This window comes from Pseudomonas sp. NPDC089422, assembly GCF_044749405.1.
In the GTDB taxonomy this organism is placed as follows: Bacteria; Pseudomonadota; Gammaproteobacteria; order Pseudomonadales; family Pseudomonadaceae; genus Aquipseudomonas.
On sequence record NZ_JBIVHW010000002.1, the window covers coordinates 537,421 to 553,657 of the forward strand.

General features: G+C 62.7%; 15 protein-coding genes and 1 pseudogene. 5 read left to right on the forward strand and 11 right to left on the reverse strand.

The annotated features are described in order from the left end of the window. Positions 1-11: 11 nt before the first annotated feature. The 5 genes and pseudogenes from ACIPZ8_RS06055 to ACIPZ8_RS06075 form a co-directional block, all read right to left on the reverse strand. Complete coding sequence (locus ACIPZ8_RS06055; RefSeq protein WP_400720498.1) at positions 12-779, reverse strand: methyl-accepting chemotaxis protein; 768 nt, start codon at positions 777-779, stop codon at positions 12-14. Positions 780-869: 90 nt separating this feature from the next. Continuing rightward, positions 870-1,955: pseudogene (locus ACIPZ8_RS06060) on the reverse strand (sensor histidine kinase); the annotation flags it as partial. Between the two features lie 190 nt (positions 1,956-2,145). Beyond that, on the reverse strand, positions 2,146-2,550 hold the full coding sequence (gene cueR, locus ACIPZ8_RS06065; protein ID WP_110633749.1) for a Cu(I)-responsive transcriptional regulator: 405 nt from the start codon (positions 2,548-2,550) through the stop codon (positions 2,146-2,148). Next, positions 2,547-4,946 (reverse strand): heavy metal translocating P-type ATPase, encoded by a 2,400-nt coding sequence (locus ACIPZ8_RS06070; RefSeq protein ID WP_400720430.1) that lies wholly within the window; start codon positions 4,944-4,946, stop codon positions 2,547-2,549. The genes cueR and ACIPZ8_RS06070 overlap by 4 nt, the downstream gene beginning before the upstream one ends. A 57-nt stretch (positions 4,947-5,003) precedes the next feature. Continuing rightward, positions 5,004-5,390, reverse strand: coding sequence for a hypothetical protein (locus tag ACIPZ8_RS06075; RefSeq protein WP_400720432.1), 387 nt, complete (start codon positions 5,388-5,390; stop codon positions 5,004-5,006). Positions 5,391-5,536: 146 nt separating this feature from the next. On the opposite strand from ACIPZ8_RS06075, the gene ACIPZ8_RS06080 reads away from it, so the two are divergent. After that, entirely contained in the window at positions 5,537-5,734 is a 198-nt protein-coding gene (locus tag ACIPZ8_RS06080; protein ID WP_159412249.1) for a heavy-metal-associated domain-containing protein, read from the forward strand. A 106-nt stretch (positions 5,735-5,840) separates the two neighbouring features. Beyond that, on the forward strand, positions 5,841-7,022 hold the full coding sequence (locus ACIPZ8_RS06085) for a multidrug effflux MFS transporter (protein ID WP_400720435.1): 1,182 nt from the start codon (positions 5,841-5,843) through the stop codon (positions 7,020-7,022). Here ACIPZ8_RS06085 and ACIPZ8_RS06090 read toward each other — a convergent pair. Continuing rightward, positions 6,973-7,170: a hypothetical protein gene (locus ACIPZ8_RS06090; RefSeq protein ID WP_400720438.1), complete on the reverse strand. Its 198-nt coding sequence runs from the start codon at positions 7,168-7,170 to the stop codon at positions 6,973-6,975. The genes ACIPZ8_RS06085 and ACIPZ8_RS06090 overlap by 50 nt on opposite strands. 465 nt (positions 7,171-7,635) lie before the next feature. On the opposite strand from ACIPZ8_RS06090, the gene ACIPZ8_RS06095 reads away from it, so the two are divergent. Next, the gene (locus ACIPZ8_RS06095) at positions 7,636-8,343 is read left to right on the forward strand and encodes a transcriptional regulator (protein ID WP_400720441.1); all 708 of its coding nucleotides are present in this window, start codon (positions 7,636-7,638) and stop codon (positions 8,341-8,343) included. A gap of 5 nt (positions 8,344-8,348) precedes the next feature. On the opposite strand, the gene ACIPZ8_RS06100 is transcribed toward ACIPZ8_RS06095, so the two are convergent. From ACIPZ8_RS06100 to ACIPZ8_RS06120, 5 genes are all read right to left on the reverse strand, one after another. After that, a complete protein-coding gene (locus ACIPZ8_RS06100; RefSeq protein ID WP_400720444.1) occupies positions 8,349-9,296 on the reverse strand; it encodes an adenosine deaminase in 948 nt (315 codons plus the stop codon). Positions 9,297-9,379: 83 nt separating this feature from the next. Further along, positions 9,380-10,066 (reverse strand): SDR family oxidoreductase, encoded by a 687-nt coding sequence (locus ACIPZ8_RS06105; RefSeq protein ID WP_400720447.1) that lies wholly within the window; start codon positions 10,064-10,066, stop codon positions 9,380-9,382. A 366-nt stretch (positions 10,067-10,432) separates the two neighbouring features. Beyond that, the gene (locus tag ACIPZ8_RS06110) at positions 10,433-11,017 is read right to left on the reverse strand and encodes an IMPACT family protein (protein WP_400720449.1); all 585 of its coding nucleotides are present in this window, start codon (positions 11,015-11,017) and stop codon (positions 10,433-10,435) included. Between the two features lie 9 nt (positions 11,018-11,026). Continuing rightward, on the reverse strand, positions 11,027-11,689 hold the full coding sequence (locus ACIPZ8_RS06115) for a TetR/AcrR family transcriptional regulator (RefSeq protein ID WP_400720452.1): 663 nt from the start codon (positions 11,687-11,689) through the stop codon (positions 11,027-11,029). A 90-nt stretch (positions 11,690-11,779) separates the two neighbouring features. Further along, on the reverse strand, positions 11,780-12,697 hold the full coding sequence (locus ACIPZ8_RS06120) for a LysR family transcriptional regulator (protein ID WP_054886800.1): 918 nt from the start codon (positions 12,695-12,697) through the stop codon (positions 11,780-11,782). Positions 12,698-12,815: 118 nt separating this feature from the next. Between ACIPZ8_RS06120 and ACIPZ8_RS06125 the strand changes: the two genes are divergently transcribed. Together ACIPZ8_RS06125 and ACIPZ8_RS06130 are read left to right on the forward strand one after the other, a co-directional pair. Beyond that, a complete protein-coding gene (locus ACIPZ8_RS06125) occupies positions 12,816-14,162 on the forward strand; it encodes an aspartate aminotransferase family protein (protein ID WP_400720454.1) in 1,347 nt (448 codons plus the stop codon). A 73-nt stretch (positions 14,163-14,235) separates the two neighbouring features. Continuing rightward, a complete protein-coding gene (locus tag ACIPZ8_RS06130; RefSeq protein WP_400720457.1) occupies positions 14,236-15,729 on the forward strand; it encodes a CoA-acylating methylmalonate-semialdehyde dehydrogenase in 1,494 nt (497 codons plus the stop codon). Positions 15,730-16,237: the final 508 nt, after the last annotated feature.

Sequence of the window (16,237 nt, forward strand, 5' to 3'; positions counted from 1 at the left end):
CTGTGGCGGCCTCAAGTGCGGAAGCGACGCACCAGCGAGTCCAGTTCATTGGACAGCCCCGCCAGGCTCTCGGAGTCCTGACTCGCCGCCTGGGCCAGTTCCGCCACCAATTGCGCATCGCCATGAATCTGGCTGATATGGCGGTTGATGTCTTCGGCCACCTGGTGCTGTTCTTCTGCCGCCGTGGCGATCTGCGTGTTCATGTCGCGAATGATGTCCACCGACTCGCGGATCTGCCCGAAGCTGTCACGGGCCAGGCCAATGCGGCTGACCGACTGCTGCGACACTTCCAGGCTGGCATGCATCTGCTCGGCCACTTCGGCGGTGCGGCTGGCCAGGTTGCCCAGCAGACCATCGATTTCGGCAGTGGAGTCGGCAGTGCGCTTGGCCAGTGCCCGTACCTCGTCGGCCACCACGGCAAAGCCACGGCCCTGTTCCCCAGCCCGGGCCGCCTCGATCGCTGCGTTGAGTGCCAACAGGTTGGTCTGTTCGGCAATCGAGCGAATGGTGCCGAGGATTGACTGGATGGCGTTGCTGTCGCGCTCCAGTTGCTGGATCGACTGGGCCGACTGCTCGATCTCCTGGCTCAGGCGGTCGACGCTGCTGACGGCCGCGTCGATCTGCTGCTGGCCTTCGCGGGCCTGCTGCTGGCCGCTGTCGGCCGACTGCGCGGCCTGGCTGCAGGAGCGGGCCACTTCGTTGGCGGTGGCGACCATTTCGTGGAACGCGGTGGAGACCATGTCCACGGCTTCACGCTGGCGCCCGGCAGCCTCGGCCATGTCGCTGGAGACGCGGGTGGAACTGCTGGAGGTGCTGAGGATCTTGCTGGCCGCCGAGCCGATGTGCTGGATCAAGCTGCGGATGGCGCCCAGGAACTGGTTGAACCAGTTGGCCAGTTGCGCGGTTTCGTCGCGGCCGCGCACGTCGAGGTTGCGGGTCAGGTCGCCTTCGCCCTGGGCAATGTCCTCAAGGCCACTGGTGACGCTGTTGATCGGGCGTACGATGAGTTTGGCAAAGGCTGCGCCTACCACGGCGAACAGGGCCGCCAGCACCAGTGCGATCACGCCGATCAACCAGGTCAGGCGAGTGGTGGTCTGCATCACTTCGCTTTGCTGGATGAGGCCGATGAAGGTCCAGCCCAGCTTCTCGTCAGGGTAGACGTTGGCCATGTAGCGCTCGCCATTGATCTCGACCTCGACCAGCCCCTTGCCGGCCTTGGCCAGTTCGGCATAGCCATCACCGAAGCTCGCCAGCTGCTTGAAGTTGTGGCTGGCATCGCGTGGGTCGACCATCACGTTGCCGTTGTTTTCCACCAGCATCAGGTAGCCGCTTTCGCCCAGCTTGATCTGCTTGACGATCTCGGTCAGGCCTTTGAGCGACACGTCGATGTTGACCACGCCTCCGGCGTTGCCGAGCTGGTTGGCCACGGTGCGCACGGTGCTGATCAGCACGGCATCGTCGGGGGCCCAGTAATAGGCGCCGGTACGTACGGTCTTGCCGGGGTTGGCCGTGGCCAGTTGGTACCAGGGACGTGGGCGCGGGTCATAGTTGACGAACTTCTGCCCGGCGGGCCAGCCAACGTAGCCGCCATCACTCACGCCGTAGGAAATGTAGGCATACCCTGGGTGGGACTCTGCCAGGCGGGTGAAAAATTCCAGCAACTGCTTGTCCTGATCGCCCAGTTCGTAGGACGGGTTGGCGCTCATGAACTTGTTCAGGTTGTTGCCGGTGGCCGCCACCATCGGCTGCGAGGCCAGGTAGGCGACGTTCTGGTCGATGCCCTGGAAGAAGATGTTCATCGCATTGCTGACCTGGCGGATTTCCCGGCTGCTGCTGTCGAGGAAGCCGTCGCGGGCTTCGCCGCGCAGGTTGATCACCACCAGGGTGGCCACGAGGACGATGGGCAAGCCCGCGATGATCGCGAACGCCCAGGTCAGTTTCTGTTTGATGTTCATCGACGCTCCCGGAATTTATTTTTTTGCACGCGAGGCAGGTAGCTACTGCATCGGCAGCGTCCCAGGATTTTTTAGCGAAAGTGCCCGCATTTATTGGATGAAGTCGCATTTGGCGACTATTCGGTCGGCTTTGGGCTAATATGGCATACCAAAGTGCTGTGGCGTGCTGATGTCAGCACGCCACAAGCCCTCAATGGCAGCACCCTGCGCCATTGGCCAGGTCTTTCAGAATCGGGCAGTCCGGGCGGTCATCCCCTTGGCAGTGGGCAACCAGGTCACCCAGGGTGTCGCGCAGGCTCACCAGTTCCTCGATACGCCGATTCAGCTCATCGATATGCTGCATGGCCAGGGCCTTGACGTCGGCGCTGGCGCGTCCGCGGTCCTGCCACAGGGTCAGCAGCTTGCCCACTTCTTCCAGGGAAAACCCAAGGTCACGGGAGCGCTTGATGAAGGCCAGGCTGTGCAAGTCTTCGGCCTGGTACAGGCGATATCCGCTGTCGCTGCGGGTGGCCGGCTTGAGCAGGCCGATGGATTCGTAATAGCGGATCATCTTGGTGCTGAGCCCGCTGCGGCGGGCGGCCTGGCCAATGTTCATCGGGCCTCCTGCGAGGTGTTGGTGGGTTTCCAGGTCTTCAGCCACAGGGCATTGCTGACCACGCTGACGCTGGACAGCGCCATGGCGGCGCCGGCCAGTACCGGGTTGAGATAGCCCAGTGCGGCCAAGGGAATGCCGATCAGGTTATAGATGAAGGCCCAGAACAGGTTCTGACGGATTTTTGCATAGGTCTTGCGGCTGATTTCCAGTGCGGCGGGCACCAGCCGAGGGTCACCGCGCATCAGGGTGATACCGGCAGCCTGCATGGCCACGTCGGTGCCACCACCCATGGCGATGCCGATATCGGCAGCGGCCAGGGCCGGGGCATCGTTGATGCCATCGCCGACCATCGCCACCACGCCGTCCTTTTTCAGGGTGGCCACGGTGGCGGCCTTGTCGGCCGGCAGCACTTCGGCGTGAACGTCGTCGATGCCGAGAGCATCGGCCACCACCTTGGCGCTGCCGCGGTTGTCGCCGGTCAGCAGGTGGCTGCTGATGTGGCGGGCGTGCAGGGCGGCGATGGCCTGCTCGGCGCCGGGTTTGAGGCTGTCACCAAAGGCGAACAGGCCGAGCACGCGAGGCGCTGCACCCCGTTCGATGAGCCACGACAGGGTGCGGCCTTCGGCTTCCCAGGTTTGGGCCTTGGCGGCCAGTTCGCCGGGTTGCAGATTGCTTTCGTCGAGCAGGCGGCGGTTGCCCAGCGCCAGTTCGCGGCCTTCCACGCGCCCGGCAATGCCGCGGCCGGTGAGTGACTGGCTGTCAGTCACGGTGGGTACCTCCAGGCCTTGCTCGGCGCAGGCATCCAGCACGGCCTTGGCCAACGGGTGCTCGCTACCGCGCTGCAGGGCACCGGCGAGGCGATGCAGGTCGGCGCTGTCACCGACCAGTGCCTGGCTGTGAACGACGCGCGGGCTGCCGGAGGTGAGGGTGCCAGTCTTGTCGAACACCACGCGATTGACCGCATGGGCCCGCTCCAGCGCTTCGGCGTCCTTGATCAGGATGCCATGGCGGGCGGCGACACCGGTGCCGGCCATGATCGCTGCCGGTGTGGCCAGGCCCAGGGCGCACGGGCAGGCGATCACCAGTACGGCGACCGCATTGATCAGCGCGGTCTCCAGCGGTGCACCGGCCAGCCACCAGCCCATCAAGGTGAGCAGTGCCAGCACCAGCACGGCGGGCACGAACACCTGGCTGACCCGGTCGACCAGCTTCTGGATCGGCGCCTTGGCGGCTTGTGCGTCTTCGACCAGGCGGATGATCCGGGCCAGCACGGTTTCCGTACCCAGCGCCTGGGTCCGCACCAGCAGCCGACCTTCGCCGTTGATGGCACCGCCGGTGACGCTGTCACCGGGCTGTTTGGGTACCGGCAGGCTCTCGCCGCTGATCAGGGCTTCATCGGCGTGGCTGCTGCCTTCTTCCACTGCGCCGTCGACCGGGAAGCGTTCGCCGGGCTTGACCAGTACCAGGTCGCCGAGGCGCAGCTGGGCAATCGCCACGTCCTCTTCGCGGCCGTCGATGACGCGCACGGCACGCTCCGGGCGCAGGGCTTCGAGGGCACGGATGGCGCTGGCAGTCTGGCGCTTGGCCCGGCTCTCGAGGTATTTGCCCAGCAACACCAGGGCGATGACCACCGCCGAAGCTTCGAAGTAAAGATGAGGGGCCATGCCGGCCGGGGCGTTGGCCCATTGGTACAGGCTCAGGCCATAACCCGCGCTGGTGCCCAGGGCGACCAGCAGGTCCATGTTGCCTGCACCGGCACGCACGGCTTTGTAGGCGGCTTTATAGAAGCGTGCGCCGAGAATGAACTGCACCGGGGTAGCCAGCGCGAACTGCGCCCAGGCAGGCAGCATCCAGTGCAGGCCGAATGGCTGCAGCAACATCGGCAGCACCAATGGCAGGGCCAGCAACAGCGCGGCAGCGACAGCCAGGCGTTCGTTGCGCAGGCGTCGTTGGGCATCCTGCTGATCATCCTTGGCCGCTTGCGGCAGGCTGGCGCTGTAACCGGCTTTTTCGACAGCGGCAATCAGCAACTGGTCATCGAGCGCCTCTAGCACTTCAAGGTGGGCACGCTCACTGGCCAGGTTGACGCTGACCTGTTCAACTCCTGGCAGTTTGCCGAGGGCGCGCTCGACGCGGCCGACGCAGCTGGCGCACGTCATGCCGCCGATCTGCAGTTCCACGGTTCGGCTCGGCACGCCATAGCCGGCGTCGCGGACTGCTTCGACCAGGGCTGGCAGGCTGTCGGCCGGAGCCTGGACCCTGGCGTGCTCGGTGGCGAGGTTGACGCTGACCTGATCAGCGCCGCTGACTTTACGCAGGGCGCGCTCGACACGGCCAGCGCAGCTGGCGCAGGTCATGCCGGAAATCGGCAGGTCGAACGTGGTAGATGCGGGCATGGCTCTCCTCCTTGGCAGGGCTTCAGCATCAGCATCAACCTTGCCACGCGGGGAAGGTCAATAGCCCAGGCTGGCTCGCTTCAATTCAAGGCCATTGTGGCCCATGGCGATGCGGTACTTGGTGATCTGGCCTGCTTGCAGGTTGAGCGGCGTGCTGCGTTGGTCCTCGATGCCGGGGGCACAGCCGGGCACCTGCCCCGGCAGCAGGCGCAGGCGTACGTCGACCGGGCCGGGTGGTAGGTTGAATGAGGTGGATTGTTCCTGGAAGACGCGGCCGGAGAGCTGATCGTTGAGGTACACGCCGATTTCGCAGTTAGTGGCCACTTCCAGGCGCTCCCGGGAAATGATCAGCACGCTGTAGTCCGAGTTGCCCTCGGCGCTGGCCGGAGGCACTGCGGCCAGCGCGGCCAACAGCCCGACAACGCCCACTGCTGTCCTGAACATGAAGAATCTCCTGCTTGCACAAATCGTCAAAGGCGCAGCTTGGCCGAGGTCCGCGCAGATTTCCAGCCCGGCCGTTTCACGCAGAACTTGACCTTGCCCCGATGGCAAGCTTGAAACTGGGTCAAACCCTGAAGGAGGCAGTACCCATGCAAGTGTTCAATGTTCAAGGCATGACCTGTGGCCATTGTGTGAAAGCAGTGACCCGCGCGGTACAGGAGCAGGATGCGCAGGCCACGGTGGAAGTCGATCTGCCTGGCAAGAAAGTGCGTGTGCAAAGCTCGTTGGCTGCCGAGCAGGTGTTGGCGGCTATTCGTGAAGAAGGCTATCAGGCTGAAGTGGCCTGACCCAAAGGGGCCGCAATGCGGCCCTGTTTTGTTGCAAATGTTTTCATGCTGAGGGTGGTCACTGCAGGTAGACTTAGCGGCTTGCTTAGCCTGCTATGGATTCCTGATGAACCTGCGAATGGTGCTGATACTGGGCGCACTGAGTGCGTTCGGGCCCTTGGCGATCGATTTCTACCTGCCCGCCTTTCCGGCCATGGCGCAGGCGTTCGCCACCGATGAAAAACATGTACAGGCCACCCTGGCGGCCTATTTCCTCGGCCTGTCGATCGGTCAGCTGGCCTACGGGCCGGTGGCTGACCGCTTCGGCCGACGCAAGCCGCTGCTGTTCGGTGTGGCGCTGTTCACCTTGGCCTCGTTGGCCTGTGCCTACGCACCCAACCTCGACACCTTGATCGTGGCGCGCTTTGTCCAGGCACTGGGCGGTTGCGCCGGCATGGTACTGTCGCGGGCCATTGTCAGTGACAAGTGCGACCCGGTGGCATCGGCCAGGGTGTTCTCGCAGTTGATGCTGGTGATGGGCCTGGCACCGATCCTGGCGCCGATGCTGGGTGGGGTCCTGGTCAACGTGGCGGGTTGGCAGTCGATCTTCCTGGCGCTGAGTCTGTTCAGCGCTGCCAGCCTGCTGGCGGTAAGCCTGGGCCTGCCGGAGAGCCTGCCGGCGAACATACCGCGCCAGCCGCTTTCAGGTGCATTGCGCCAGTACCTGCGGTTGTTGGCTGATCGTGTGTTCATTGGACACGCCTTGACTGGCGGTATCGCCATTGCCGGGATGTTTGCCTACATCGCCGGTTCGCCTTTCGTATTCATCAAGCTCTATGGCGTACCTGCGGAACACTATGGCTGGCTGTTTGGTACCAACGCGGCGGGCTTCATTCTGGTAGCCCAGGTCAACGCGCGCCTGCTGGCCAAGCGAGGCCCGGCGTTTCTGCTGGTACGGGCAGTCTGGCTCTACCTGGCAGCGGGCCTGGTACTGCTGGGCGTGGCAGCCTTGCGCCCGGCGCAGTTGTGGCCATTGCTGGTGCCGCTGTTCGTCTGCATCGCCAGCCTGGGTTGCATCATCCCCAACGCTTCGGCCTGCGCCATGAGCGGCCAGGGCGCGCGGGCAGGCAGCGCGTCTGCACTGATGGGCTGCCTGCAATTCAGCGTCGCGGCCGGTGCGGCGTCGCTGGTCGGCGTGCTGCATGACGGCAGTGCAGTGCCCATGACCTTGGTGATAAGCCTGTGCGGGACGTTGGTGGTCAGTGTCGCGCTGTTGACCCGGCGTTTGCAGGCCACGCGTCCTGCATGAGCGGGTGAGGGGCCTGCAGGCGGGTTTCCAGGGTGGCAACGAAGGCACGTGCTTCTGCCTCGCTGCGGAAACTCACCACATGCTGGTCGAGCCTCACCTGCCACGGGCAGTTGGGGTTGCGGTTCGACGCACTGACGACAATCTTCATTGCGGCATACCTCCGAATGGGTGGAAGAGCGGATGAAGTGTAGCGCTGCTACCTCTGCGCGCCATGACTTGCATCAGTGCCCTGACTGGCGGTCAGGGCATCGTTCCCAATGGTGTGTCCGATGTTTCCGGGGGTTATGCCTGGAGAGCTGTAGAAGCTTCGCTTTGATTTGCGCTATTTGAGGAAGCTTGCTGTCAGCAGAGTCGCTGGCTGCTCCGGGCGACTTTTCCTCATGCCCTGTATTTTCCTTTCTGCGTCACGTTGTGGTGACTTGTCATAGGTGTTGACTCGTTTGAGGGGGGCCCTACCCATCGCCGAATGAGCCTGTCGAGCCGTGCATGGGGCTGCCGGAAGGGACGCGACTGCGGCTTATACTGGCGCCTGAGCAGTTTGCCAGCGGGCGATCAGCGTAGCCAAGGCTGGCCTCTGGAAACCAGACGTGATCATGCGGGGAGATACAGGGACATGAATGCAGTCAGCAGTATCAGTCAGATTGCCGGCCTGATGGCCGACCCCAAGCGTAGCGCGATGTTGTGGGCGCTGATCGATGGCACTCCGCGGCCGACCGATGAGCTGGCGATGATGGCCGGGCTGACCTCGTCTTCAGCCTGTGCCCACCTGTCGTTGCTGTCGTCGGCTGGCCTGCTCAGGCTTGAGGCGCGTGGGCGCAAACGCTATTTCAGGCTCGCGACACCACAGGTGGGCGTAGCCGTCGAAGCGTTGGCCAGCGTCCAGTTGGCGTCGGAAAAGGGGCCGCGCACAGAGGCGCTGCAATTGCCAATGTCGATGCGCAGGGCACGCCGCTGTGGCGAACACCTGGGGGGCGAGCTGGCGGGTGAGTTGTATCACCGGCTGGTAGTGGCAGGCTGGCTGGAGGGCAGCGAGCGGGAGCTGATGGTCAGCGAGGAGGGGCGCACGCAGCTGGCTGCCATCGGCGTCTACATCGACGCGCTGGCATCGCGGCGGCAGCGTGGCTGCGTGGTCTGCCATTGCAACGAGTGGAGCGACCAAGGGCCGCACTTGGGCGGCAGCCTTGGTCAGGCATTGCTCAAACTGTTTCTGCAGTCTGGCTGGATACGCGAGCCTGAAGGCACGCGGGTGTTGCAGATTTCCGCCGAGGGTGTGCAGCAGATCAACCGCATAGCTCGCGTGACGACACTGCAGGTCGGCTGACGGCCTCAGACCAGGCGAGCATCCAGGCTGTTCTGTGCGAGGCGGCGGGCCTGGTCCTCGGTCATGCCCAGGTGCGTGTGCAAGGCATGGAAGTTCTCGGTGACGTAGCCGCCGAAGTAGGCCGGGTCGTCCGAGTTCACGGTGACTTTCACGCCACGCTCGAGCATGTCGAGGATGTTGTGCTGGCTCATGTGGTCGAACACGCAAAGCTTGGTGTTCGACAACGGGCAGACGGTGAGCGGGATCTGCTCGTCGATGATGCGCTGCATCAGGCGTTCGTCCTCGATGGCGCGCACGCCGTGGTCGATGCGCTTGATCTTCAGCAGGTCGAGGGCTTCCCAGATGTACTCGGGTGGGCCTTCCTCACCGGCGTGGGCCACGGCCACGAACCCTTCGTTGCGGGCACGCTCGAACACACGCTGGAACTTGCTTGGCGGGTGACCCATTTCCGAGCTGTCCAGGCCGACGGCGATGAACGCGTCGCGGAAGGGCAGTGCCTGGTCGAGAGTCTTTTGCGCTTCGTCTTCACTGAGGTGGCGCAGGAAGCTCAGGATCAGGCCGCTGCTGATGCCCAGTTGCTCGCGACCGTCCTTGAGAGCCTGGTTGATGCCATTGAGCACGACTTCGAACGGGATACCGCGGTCGGTGTGGGTCTGCGGGTCGAAGAACGGTTCGGTGTGGATGACATTCTGCGCCTTGCAGCGCTGCAGGTAGGCCCAGGTCAGGTCGTAGAAGTCCTGCTCGGTGCGCAGCACGTCCGCACCCTGGTAATACAGGTCGAGGAACTCCTGCAGGTTGTTGAAGGCGTAGGCGCTGCGCAGGGTTTCCACGTCGTTCCACGGCAGGGCAATCTTGTTGCGCTCGGCCAGGGCGAACAGCAGCTCGGGCTCGAGCGAACCTTCAAGGTGCAGGTGCAACTCGGCCTTGGGTAGGGCATTCAGCCAGTCATACATAGGGGGATGTCTCGAATCAGGAACGGTTGCCGCCATTCTACAGGGCCTGGCCGGGCATTGCGCCCGGCCGCTCGGTATTCACCTCACCAGGTGAGCGTCTCGCCTTTGTAGTTGATGAAGCGCAGGCCACCTTGGCCGCTTTGCGCCTTGATCTGTTCGATCATGCCACGGGTGCTGGTGAGCACGTCGATTTCGGCGTTTTCGCCGCCCATGTCGGTCTTCACCCAGCCCGGGTGCATGGCCAGCACGCACAGGTCGGGGCGCTGCAGTTCGACCACGAAACTGTTGATCATCGAATTGAGCGCGGCCTTGCTGGCCTTGTACAGGCAGATCTCGCCACCGTCGGGGATGGTCACGCTGCCGAGGATCGAACTCATGAACGCCAGCACGCCGCTGCCTTCCCGCACCTGGCCGGCCAAGCGGCGGGCGACGCGAATCGGGGCCACGGCATTGGTCATGAACAGGTCGCCGATGGCCTGGGCCTGTACGCTTTCCAGGTCTTGCGGCAGGGGCCCCATGACCCCGGCGTTGACGAAGACCAGGTCGAACATCTGGCCATGCAGGCGTTGCTTGAGGCCGTCGAGCTGGGCGGTGTCGTTCATTTCCAGTTGCTCGATGCGCACGCCGGGCACATCGGCAAGGGCGCCTGGCTGTTGCGGGTTGCGCACGGTAGCCGTGATGTTCCAGCCGTCTTCGTGCAGGCGTTGTACCAAGCCCAGGCCAAGGCCGCGGGAGGCACCGATGATGAGGGCGGTTCTTGAGGTAGCCATGTGAGCGCTCCTTGTTCGGTTGAAGTGAAAGGCTTTGAGCATAATGCAGACCGCCTGCGTCTGCTGTTTCTGAATCTGAACAAAAAATGACCAGCGGCTTGGGGCCTTGTGCGAGCGGGGGCTTGGCCCGTTGGCTAACGGGTTATCCACAGCATGGTCCACAGTTAATGTGAGCAAACGCAACCACAGGGGCTGTGCAATACGCCTGACACACTGGGGATAAGTCCTGAAGGTTCAGTTGCTTACGGCTGTCATCAAACAGTGATCAAAATTTGCTCAATGCTCTGCAGGCCTTGCTGCGCTTGGGGTGTACCGGAGTGCCCCAAGCTTATCCACAGGCCAGCCCACAGTTGCTGTGGGCAAGCTTCAACGTGTTTCGAGGATGATCCGGCCGCGGCTCAGGTCTGCCAGCTGCTGCTGTAATAAAGGCAGGTGAGCTTCGCCCACGGCAATCTGCAGGTCGACGCCATTGGCGGTGAACTGTTCGTCCAGCACCAGGCCATCCACGTCGGCGAGGCGCAGTTTCACCAGGGCCAATTCGCTGAAGGTGCAACTGCAGGTGAACTCGCTGCGCTGGACCAGCAGCCGCTTGGGGGCTTGCTGCAGGCACTTGTTGGCGCCACCGCCGTAGGCGCGGGCCAGCCCGCCGGTGCCCAGCTGGATACCGCCGTACCAGCGGATCACCAGCACCACCACCTGGTCGCAATCCTGGGCTTCGATGGCCGCAAGAATCGGCCGCCCGGCGGTCCCGCCCGGCTCGCCATCGTCATTGCTGCGGTATTGCCCGCCAATCTTCCACGCCCAGCAGTTGTGGGTGGCGGCCAGGTCGCTGTGGCGTTCGATGAAGCTCATCGCCTCGGCGGCACTGTTGATCGGGCCGGCGAAGGTGATGAAGCGGCTCTTGCGGATTTCCTCGCGAAATTCGCAGAGGTCGAGCAGGGTAGAAGGCATAGATGAACGTCAGGCACCCGGCTTGATGCCGCACCCCTTGAGAATGATGTGGATAAGGTTGTTGCTGGCATCTTCCATGTCTTGCTTGGTCAGGCGGCTGCGGCCGGTGACCTGGCAGATCTGGGTGGCAAAGTCGGCATAGTGCTGGGTGCTGCCCCAGAGCAGGAAGATCAGGTGTACCGGGTCGACCGGGTCCATCTTGCCGGCCTCGATCCAGGCCTGGAACACGGCGGCCCGGCCTCGGAACCATTCGCGGTAGTCGGCGCTGAAGTATTCGGTCAGGCAGGTGCCACCGCTGATCACTTCCATCGCGAAGATGCGCGAGGCCTGTGGGTTGCGCCGGGAGAACTCCATCTTGGTGCGGATGTACTGGCTCAGCGCTTCGCCCGGGTCGTCTTCGACGCTCAGGGCGTTGAAGGTGCTGTCCCACAGCTCGATGATGTTGCTCAGCACGGCGATGTACAAGCCGAGCTTGTTGGTGAAGTAGTAATGCAGGTTGGCCTTGGGCAAGCCGGCCTTCAGCGCGATGGTGTTCATGCTGGTGCCTTTGAACCCATGGCGGGCGAATTCGTCTTCGGCGGCCTGGATGATGGCCTGTTCGTTCTTCTGGCGGATGCGGCCGGCGGGCTTGCCCGAGGCGGCGAGGCGATGCGCAGGGACTTCTAGGGTCATGGACGATTCCGGACGGGTCTGTGGCAACGAATGTCGGACAAGATTACCTGCCTGTGCTGAAGTAACAAGCATTAGCGTCAGAAGCAGGCATCAGCGTGTCGCAGCCAGGCTTTCCAGGAAGCTTTCCAGCACCAGGTTCGGTCGCCGCCCTTTGCGCGTGACCCAGCTCAGGCTGAGGTCATAGAAGCGCTGCGCAGGCTTGAGTGCACGCAGGCGACCTTGCTGGACCCAGAAGGTGGCGTAGTGGTCGGGCAGGTAGCCGATATAGCGGCCGGTGAGAATCAGGAACGCCATGCCTTCGCGGTCCGAGGCGCTGGCGGTGCAGTTGAGGGCCTGATAGTGCGCCTGGATTTCCGCGGGCAGGCGGAAGGTCGGCGCAATCGCTTCCTGGCTGTTGAGGCGGTCATCGTCGATCTGCTGGTTGTCGGCGTAGAACAAGGGGTGGCCAACCGCGCAGTAGAGCTGTGACCGTTCGCTGTACAGCGGTTGGTATTCCAGGCCGGACAGCGGGCTGGTCTGCGGTACCACGCCGACGTGCAGGCTGCCGTCCAGTACCCCTTGCTCGACCTGGCTGGGGGCGATCATGCGGATCTGGATGCGCACATCCGGGCCGCGGTCCTTCAGTTCGGCCAGGGCATGGGTGATGCGCATGTGCGGCAGGGTGACCAGGTTGTCGGTGAGGCCGATGTTGAGCTCGCCGCGCAAGTGCTGGTGCAGGCCGTTGACCTCGGTACGGAAGGTCTCCAGTGCACTGAGCAACTGCAGTGCCGAGTGATAGACCTCGCGGCCTTCCTCGGTCAGCGAGAAACCGGCACGGCCGCGCTGGCACAGGCGCAAACCCAAGCGCTGTTCGAGGTCGTTCATCTGCTGGCTGATGGCCGAGCGGCCGATCCCCAGGACGTTCTCTGCCGCCGAAAAGCCGCCGCATTCAACCACGCTTCGGTAGATTTTCAGCAGGCGGATATCGAAATCGCTGACTTGCGCGAGAGGGTCGGGGCGTCGGCTCATAAGTTTAGTCTTGCGCTACCTGAAGATTAGAAATGTAGGCTTTTTCAGACTTTATCCTCGTGCGAATTTAGCTGCAACAACATCCATCGTTGCCTAATCGTCTTCCGAGGAACCGCCGATGAACATGCCCGAAACCGCACCCAACGGGATCGCCAGCCAGCTGAAGCTGGATGCCCACTGGATGCCCTACACCGCCAACCGTAACTTCCAGCGCGACCCGCGCCTGATCGTGGCGGCCGAAGGCAACTACCTGGTCGATGACAAGGGGCGCAAGATCTTCGACGCCCTCTCTGGCCTGTGGACCTGTGGTGCCGGGCATACCCGCAAGGAAATCACCGAAGCGGTCGCGCGCCAGCTCGGTACCCTCGATTACTCCCCGGCGTTCCAGTTCGGCCACCCGCTGTCGTTCCAGCTGGCCGAGAAGATCGCCGAGCTGACCCCTGGCGACCTGAATCACGTCTTCTATACCAACTCCGGCTCCGAGTGCTGCGACACCGCGCTGAAGATGGTGCGTGCCTACTGGCGCCTGAAAGGCCAGGCTACCAAGACCAAGATCATTGGCCGTGCCCGTGGTTACCACGGGGTGAACATTGCCGGTACCAGCCTGGGTGGCGTCAACGGCAACCGCAAGATGTTCGGCCAGCTGCTGGACGTCGACCACCTGCCTCACACCGTGCTGCCGGTGAATGCCTTCTCCAAGGGCATGCCGGAAGAGGGCGGTATCGCCCTGGCAGATGAAATGCTCAAGCTGATCGAGCTGCACGATGCTTCGAACATCGCTGCGGTGATCGTCGAGCCTCTGGCGGGTTCCGCCGGTGTGCTGCCGCCGCCGAAGGGTTACCTGAAGCGCCTGCGTGAGATCTGCACCCAGCACAACATCCTGCTGATCTTCGACGAAGTGATCACCGGCTTCGGCCGCATGGGCGCCATGACCGGTTCCGAGGCCTTTGGTGTCACCCCGGACCTGATGTGCATCGCCAAGCAGGTCACCAACGGCGCCATCCCGATGGGGGCGGTCATCGCCACCAGCGAGATCTACCAGACCTTCATGAACCAGCCGACCCCGGAATATGCAGTGGAATTCCCCCACGGCTACACCTACTCGGCTCACCCGGTAGCCTGCGCCGCCGGTCTCGCCGCGCTCGACCTGCTGCAGAAAGAGAGCCTGGTGCAGTCGGCTGCGGAACTGGCACCGCACTTCGAGAAGCTGCTGCATGGCGTGAAGGGCACCAAGAACATCGTCGACATCCGTAACTACGGCCTGGCTGGCGCGATCCAGATCGCAGCCCGCGATGGCGATGCGATCGTGCGTCCTTACGAAGCGGCCATGAAGCTGTGGCAAGCCGGCTTCTATGTGCGCTTCGGTGGCGACACCCTGCAGTTCGGCCCAACCTTCAATACCCAGCCGCAGGAACTGGACCGCTTGTTCGACGCGGTCGGCGAAGCCTTGAACCAGATCGACTGATCTTTCCGCTTTTGACGTAGGGCGCGTGAACCCCTCACGCGCCTGCCTCAACCCTCTTTATCCGGAGTTTTGCATGAGCATTGTTCAGCACCTGATCCACGGCGAACTGGTTACCAAAGGTGAGCGCACCGCCGATGTCTTCAACCCCTCCACCGGCCAGGCGGTACGCAAGGTCGAACTGGCCAGCCGCGCGACCGTGCAGGAAGCCATCGATTCGGCCAAGGCTGCCTTCCCGGCCTGGCGCAACACCCCACCGGCCAAGCGTGCCCAGGTGATGTTCCGCTTCAAGCAACTGCTTGAGCAGAACGAAGCCCGCATCTCGCAGATGATCAGCGAAGAGCACGGCAAGACCCTGGAAGACGCGGCCGGTGAATTGAAGCGTGGCATCGAGAACGTCGAGTTTGCTTGCGCGGCACCGGAAGTGCTGAAAGGCGAGTACAGCCGCAACGTTGGCCCGAACATCGACGCCTGGTCCGACTTCCAGCCGCTGGGTGTGGTCGCCGGCATCACGCCGTTCAACTTCCCGGCCATGGTGCCGCTGTGGATGTACCCGCTGGCTATCGCCTGCGGTAACGCCTTCATTCTCAAACCCTCCGAGCGTGACCCGAGCTCGACCCTGTTCATCGCCCAGCTGCTGCTGGAGGCTGGCCTGCCGAAGGGCATCCTCAATGTGGTGCATGGTGACAAGGAAGCGGTTGATGCACTGATCGAAGCACCGGAAGTGAAAGCACTGAGCTTTGTCGGTTCGACTCCGATCGCCGAGTACATCTATGCCGAAGGCACCAAGCGCGGCAAGCGCGTGCAGGCCCTGGGCGGTGCGAAGAACCACGCGGTGCTGATGCCCGATGCTGACCTGGACAACGCGGTCAGCGCGCTGATGGGCGCAGCCTACGGTTCGTGCGGCGAGCGTTGCATGGCTATCTCGGTGGCGGTGTGCGTGGGCGACCAGGTTGCCGATGCCCTGATCGCCAAGCTGCAGCCGCAGATCAAGGCACTGAAGATTGGTGCCGGCACTTCCTGTGGCCTGGACATGGGCCCGCTGGTGACTGCTGCAGCTCGTGACAAGGTTGTCGGTTACATCGACGACGGCGTTGCCGCTGGCGCCAAGCTGGTGGTGGATGGCCGTGGTTTCCGTGTGGCAGGTAATGAAGATGGCTACTTCGTCGGCGGCACGTTGTTCGATAACGTGACCCCGGAGATGCGCATCTATAAAGAAGAGATCTTCGGCCCGGTGCTGTGCGTGGTGCGCGTGAACAGCCTGGAGCAGGCCATGCAGCTGATCAACGATCACGAATATGGCAACGGTACCTGCATCTTCACCCGTGACGGTGAGGCGGCGCGCCTGTTCTGCGACGAAATCGAAGTGGGCATGGTCGGGGTCAACGTACCGCTGCCGGTGCCGGTTGCGTACCACAGCTTCGGTGGCTGGAAGCGTTCGCTGTTCGGTGACCTGCATGCCTATGGCCCGGACGGGGTGCGCTTCTATACCCGTCGCAAGGCGATCACTCAGCGTTGGCCGCAGCGGGCCAGCCATGAAGCGTCGCAGTTTGCGTTCCCTAGCTTGTAAGGGATGAAATGAAGCGGGGAGGCCGACAGGCCTCCCCGCTTTGTTTTCAGCGATATTAAAGTTTCTTGAAATTAAGGGTTGACGCGCTTTCGAATCCCCTTATAATGCGCCCCACTTCCAGCGACATCGGAACGACAAACTCCTTGAGATTCAATGAGTTAGGTAGTTAAGGTGAGGTTGGAGGCGCTTCGATCGAAAGGTCGATAGCGGTTGAGATGAAGGTTGACAGCGGTTTTAAACGCTGTATTATTCGCCTCCCGCTAGCGAGTGATCGCAGCGAGTCAAGTGTTTGAAGCTAAACGAGTTTCTCGCAAAAAACTTCAAAATAAACGCTTGACACGAAATGAGGAAAGCGTAGAATGCGCGCCTCGGTTGAGACGAAAAGTTCTTAACCAAACGCTCTTTAACAAATCGAATCAAGCAATTCGTGTGGGTGCTTGTGAGTACGGACTGATAGTCACAAAGATTATCAGCATCACAAGTGGCCATGCGAGAAATCACATAGTCA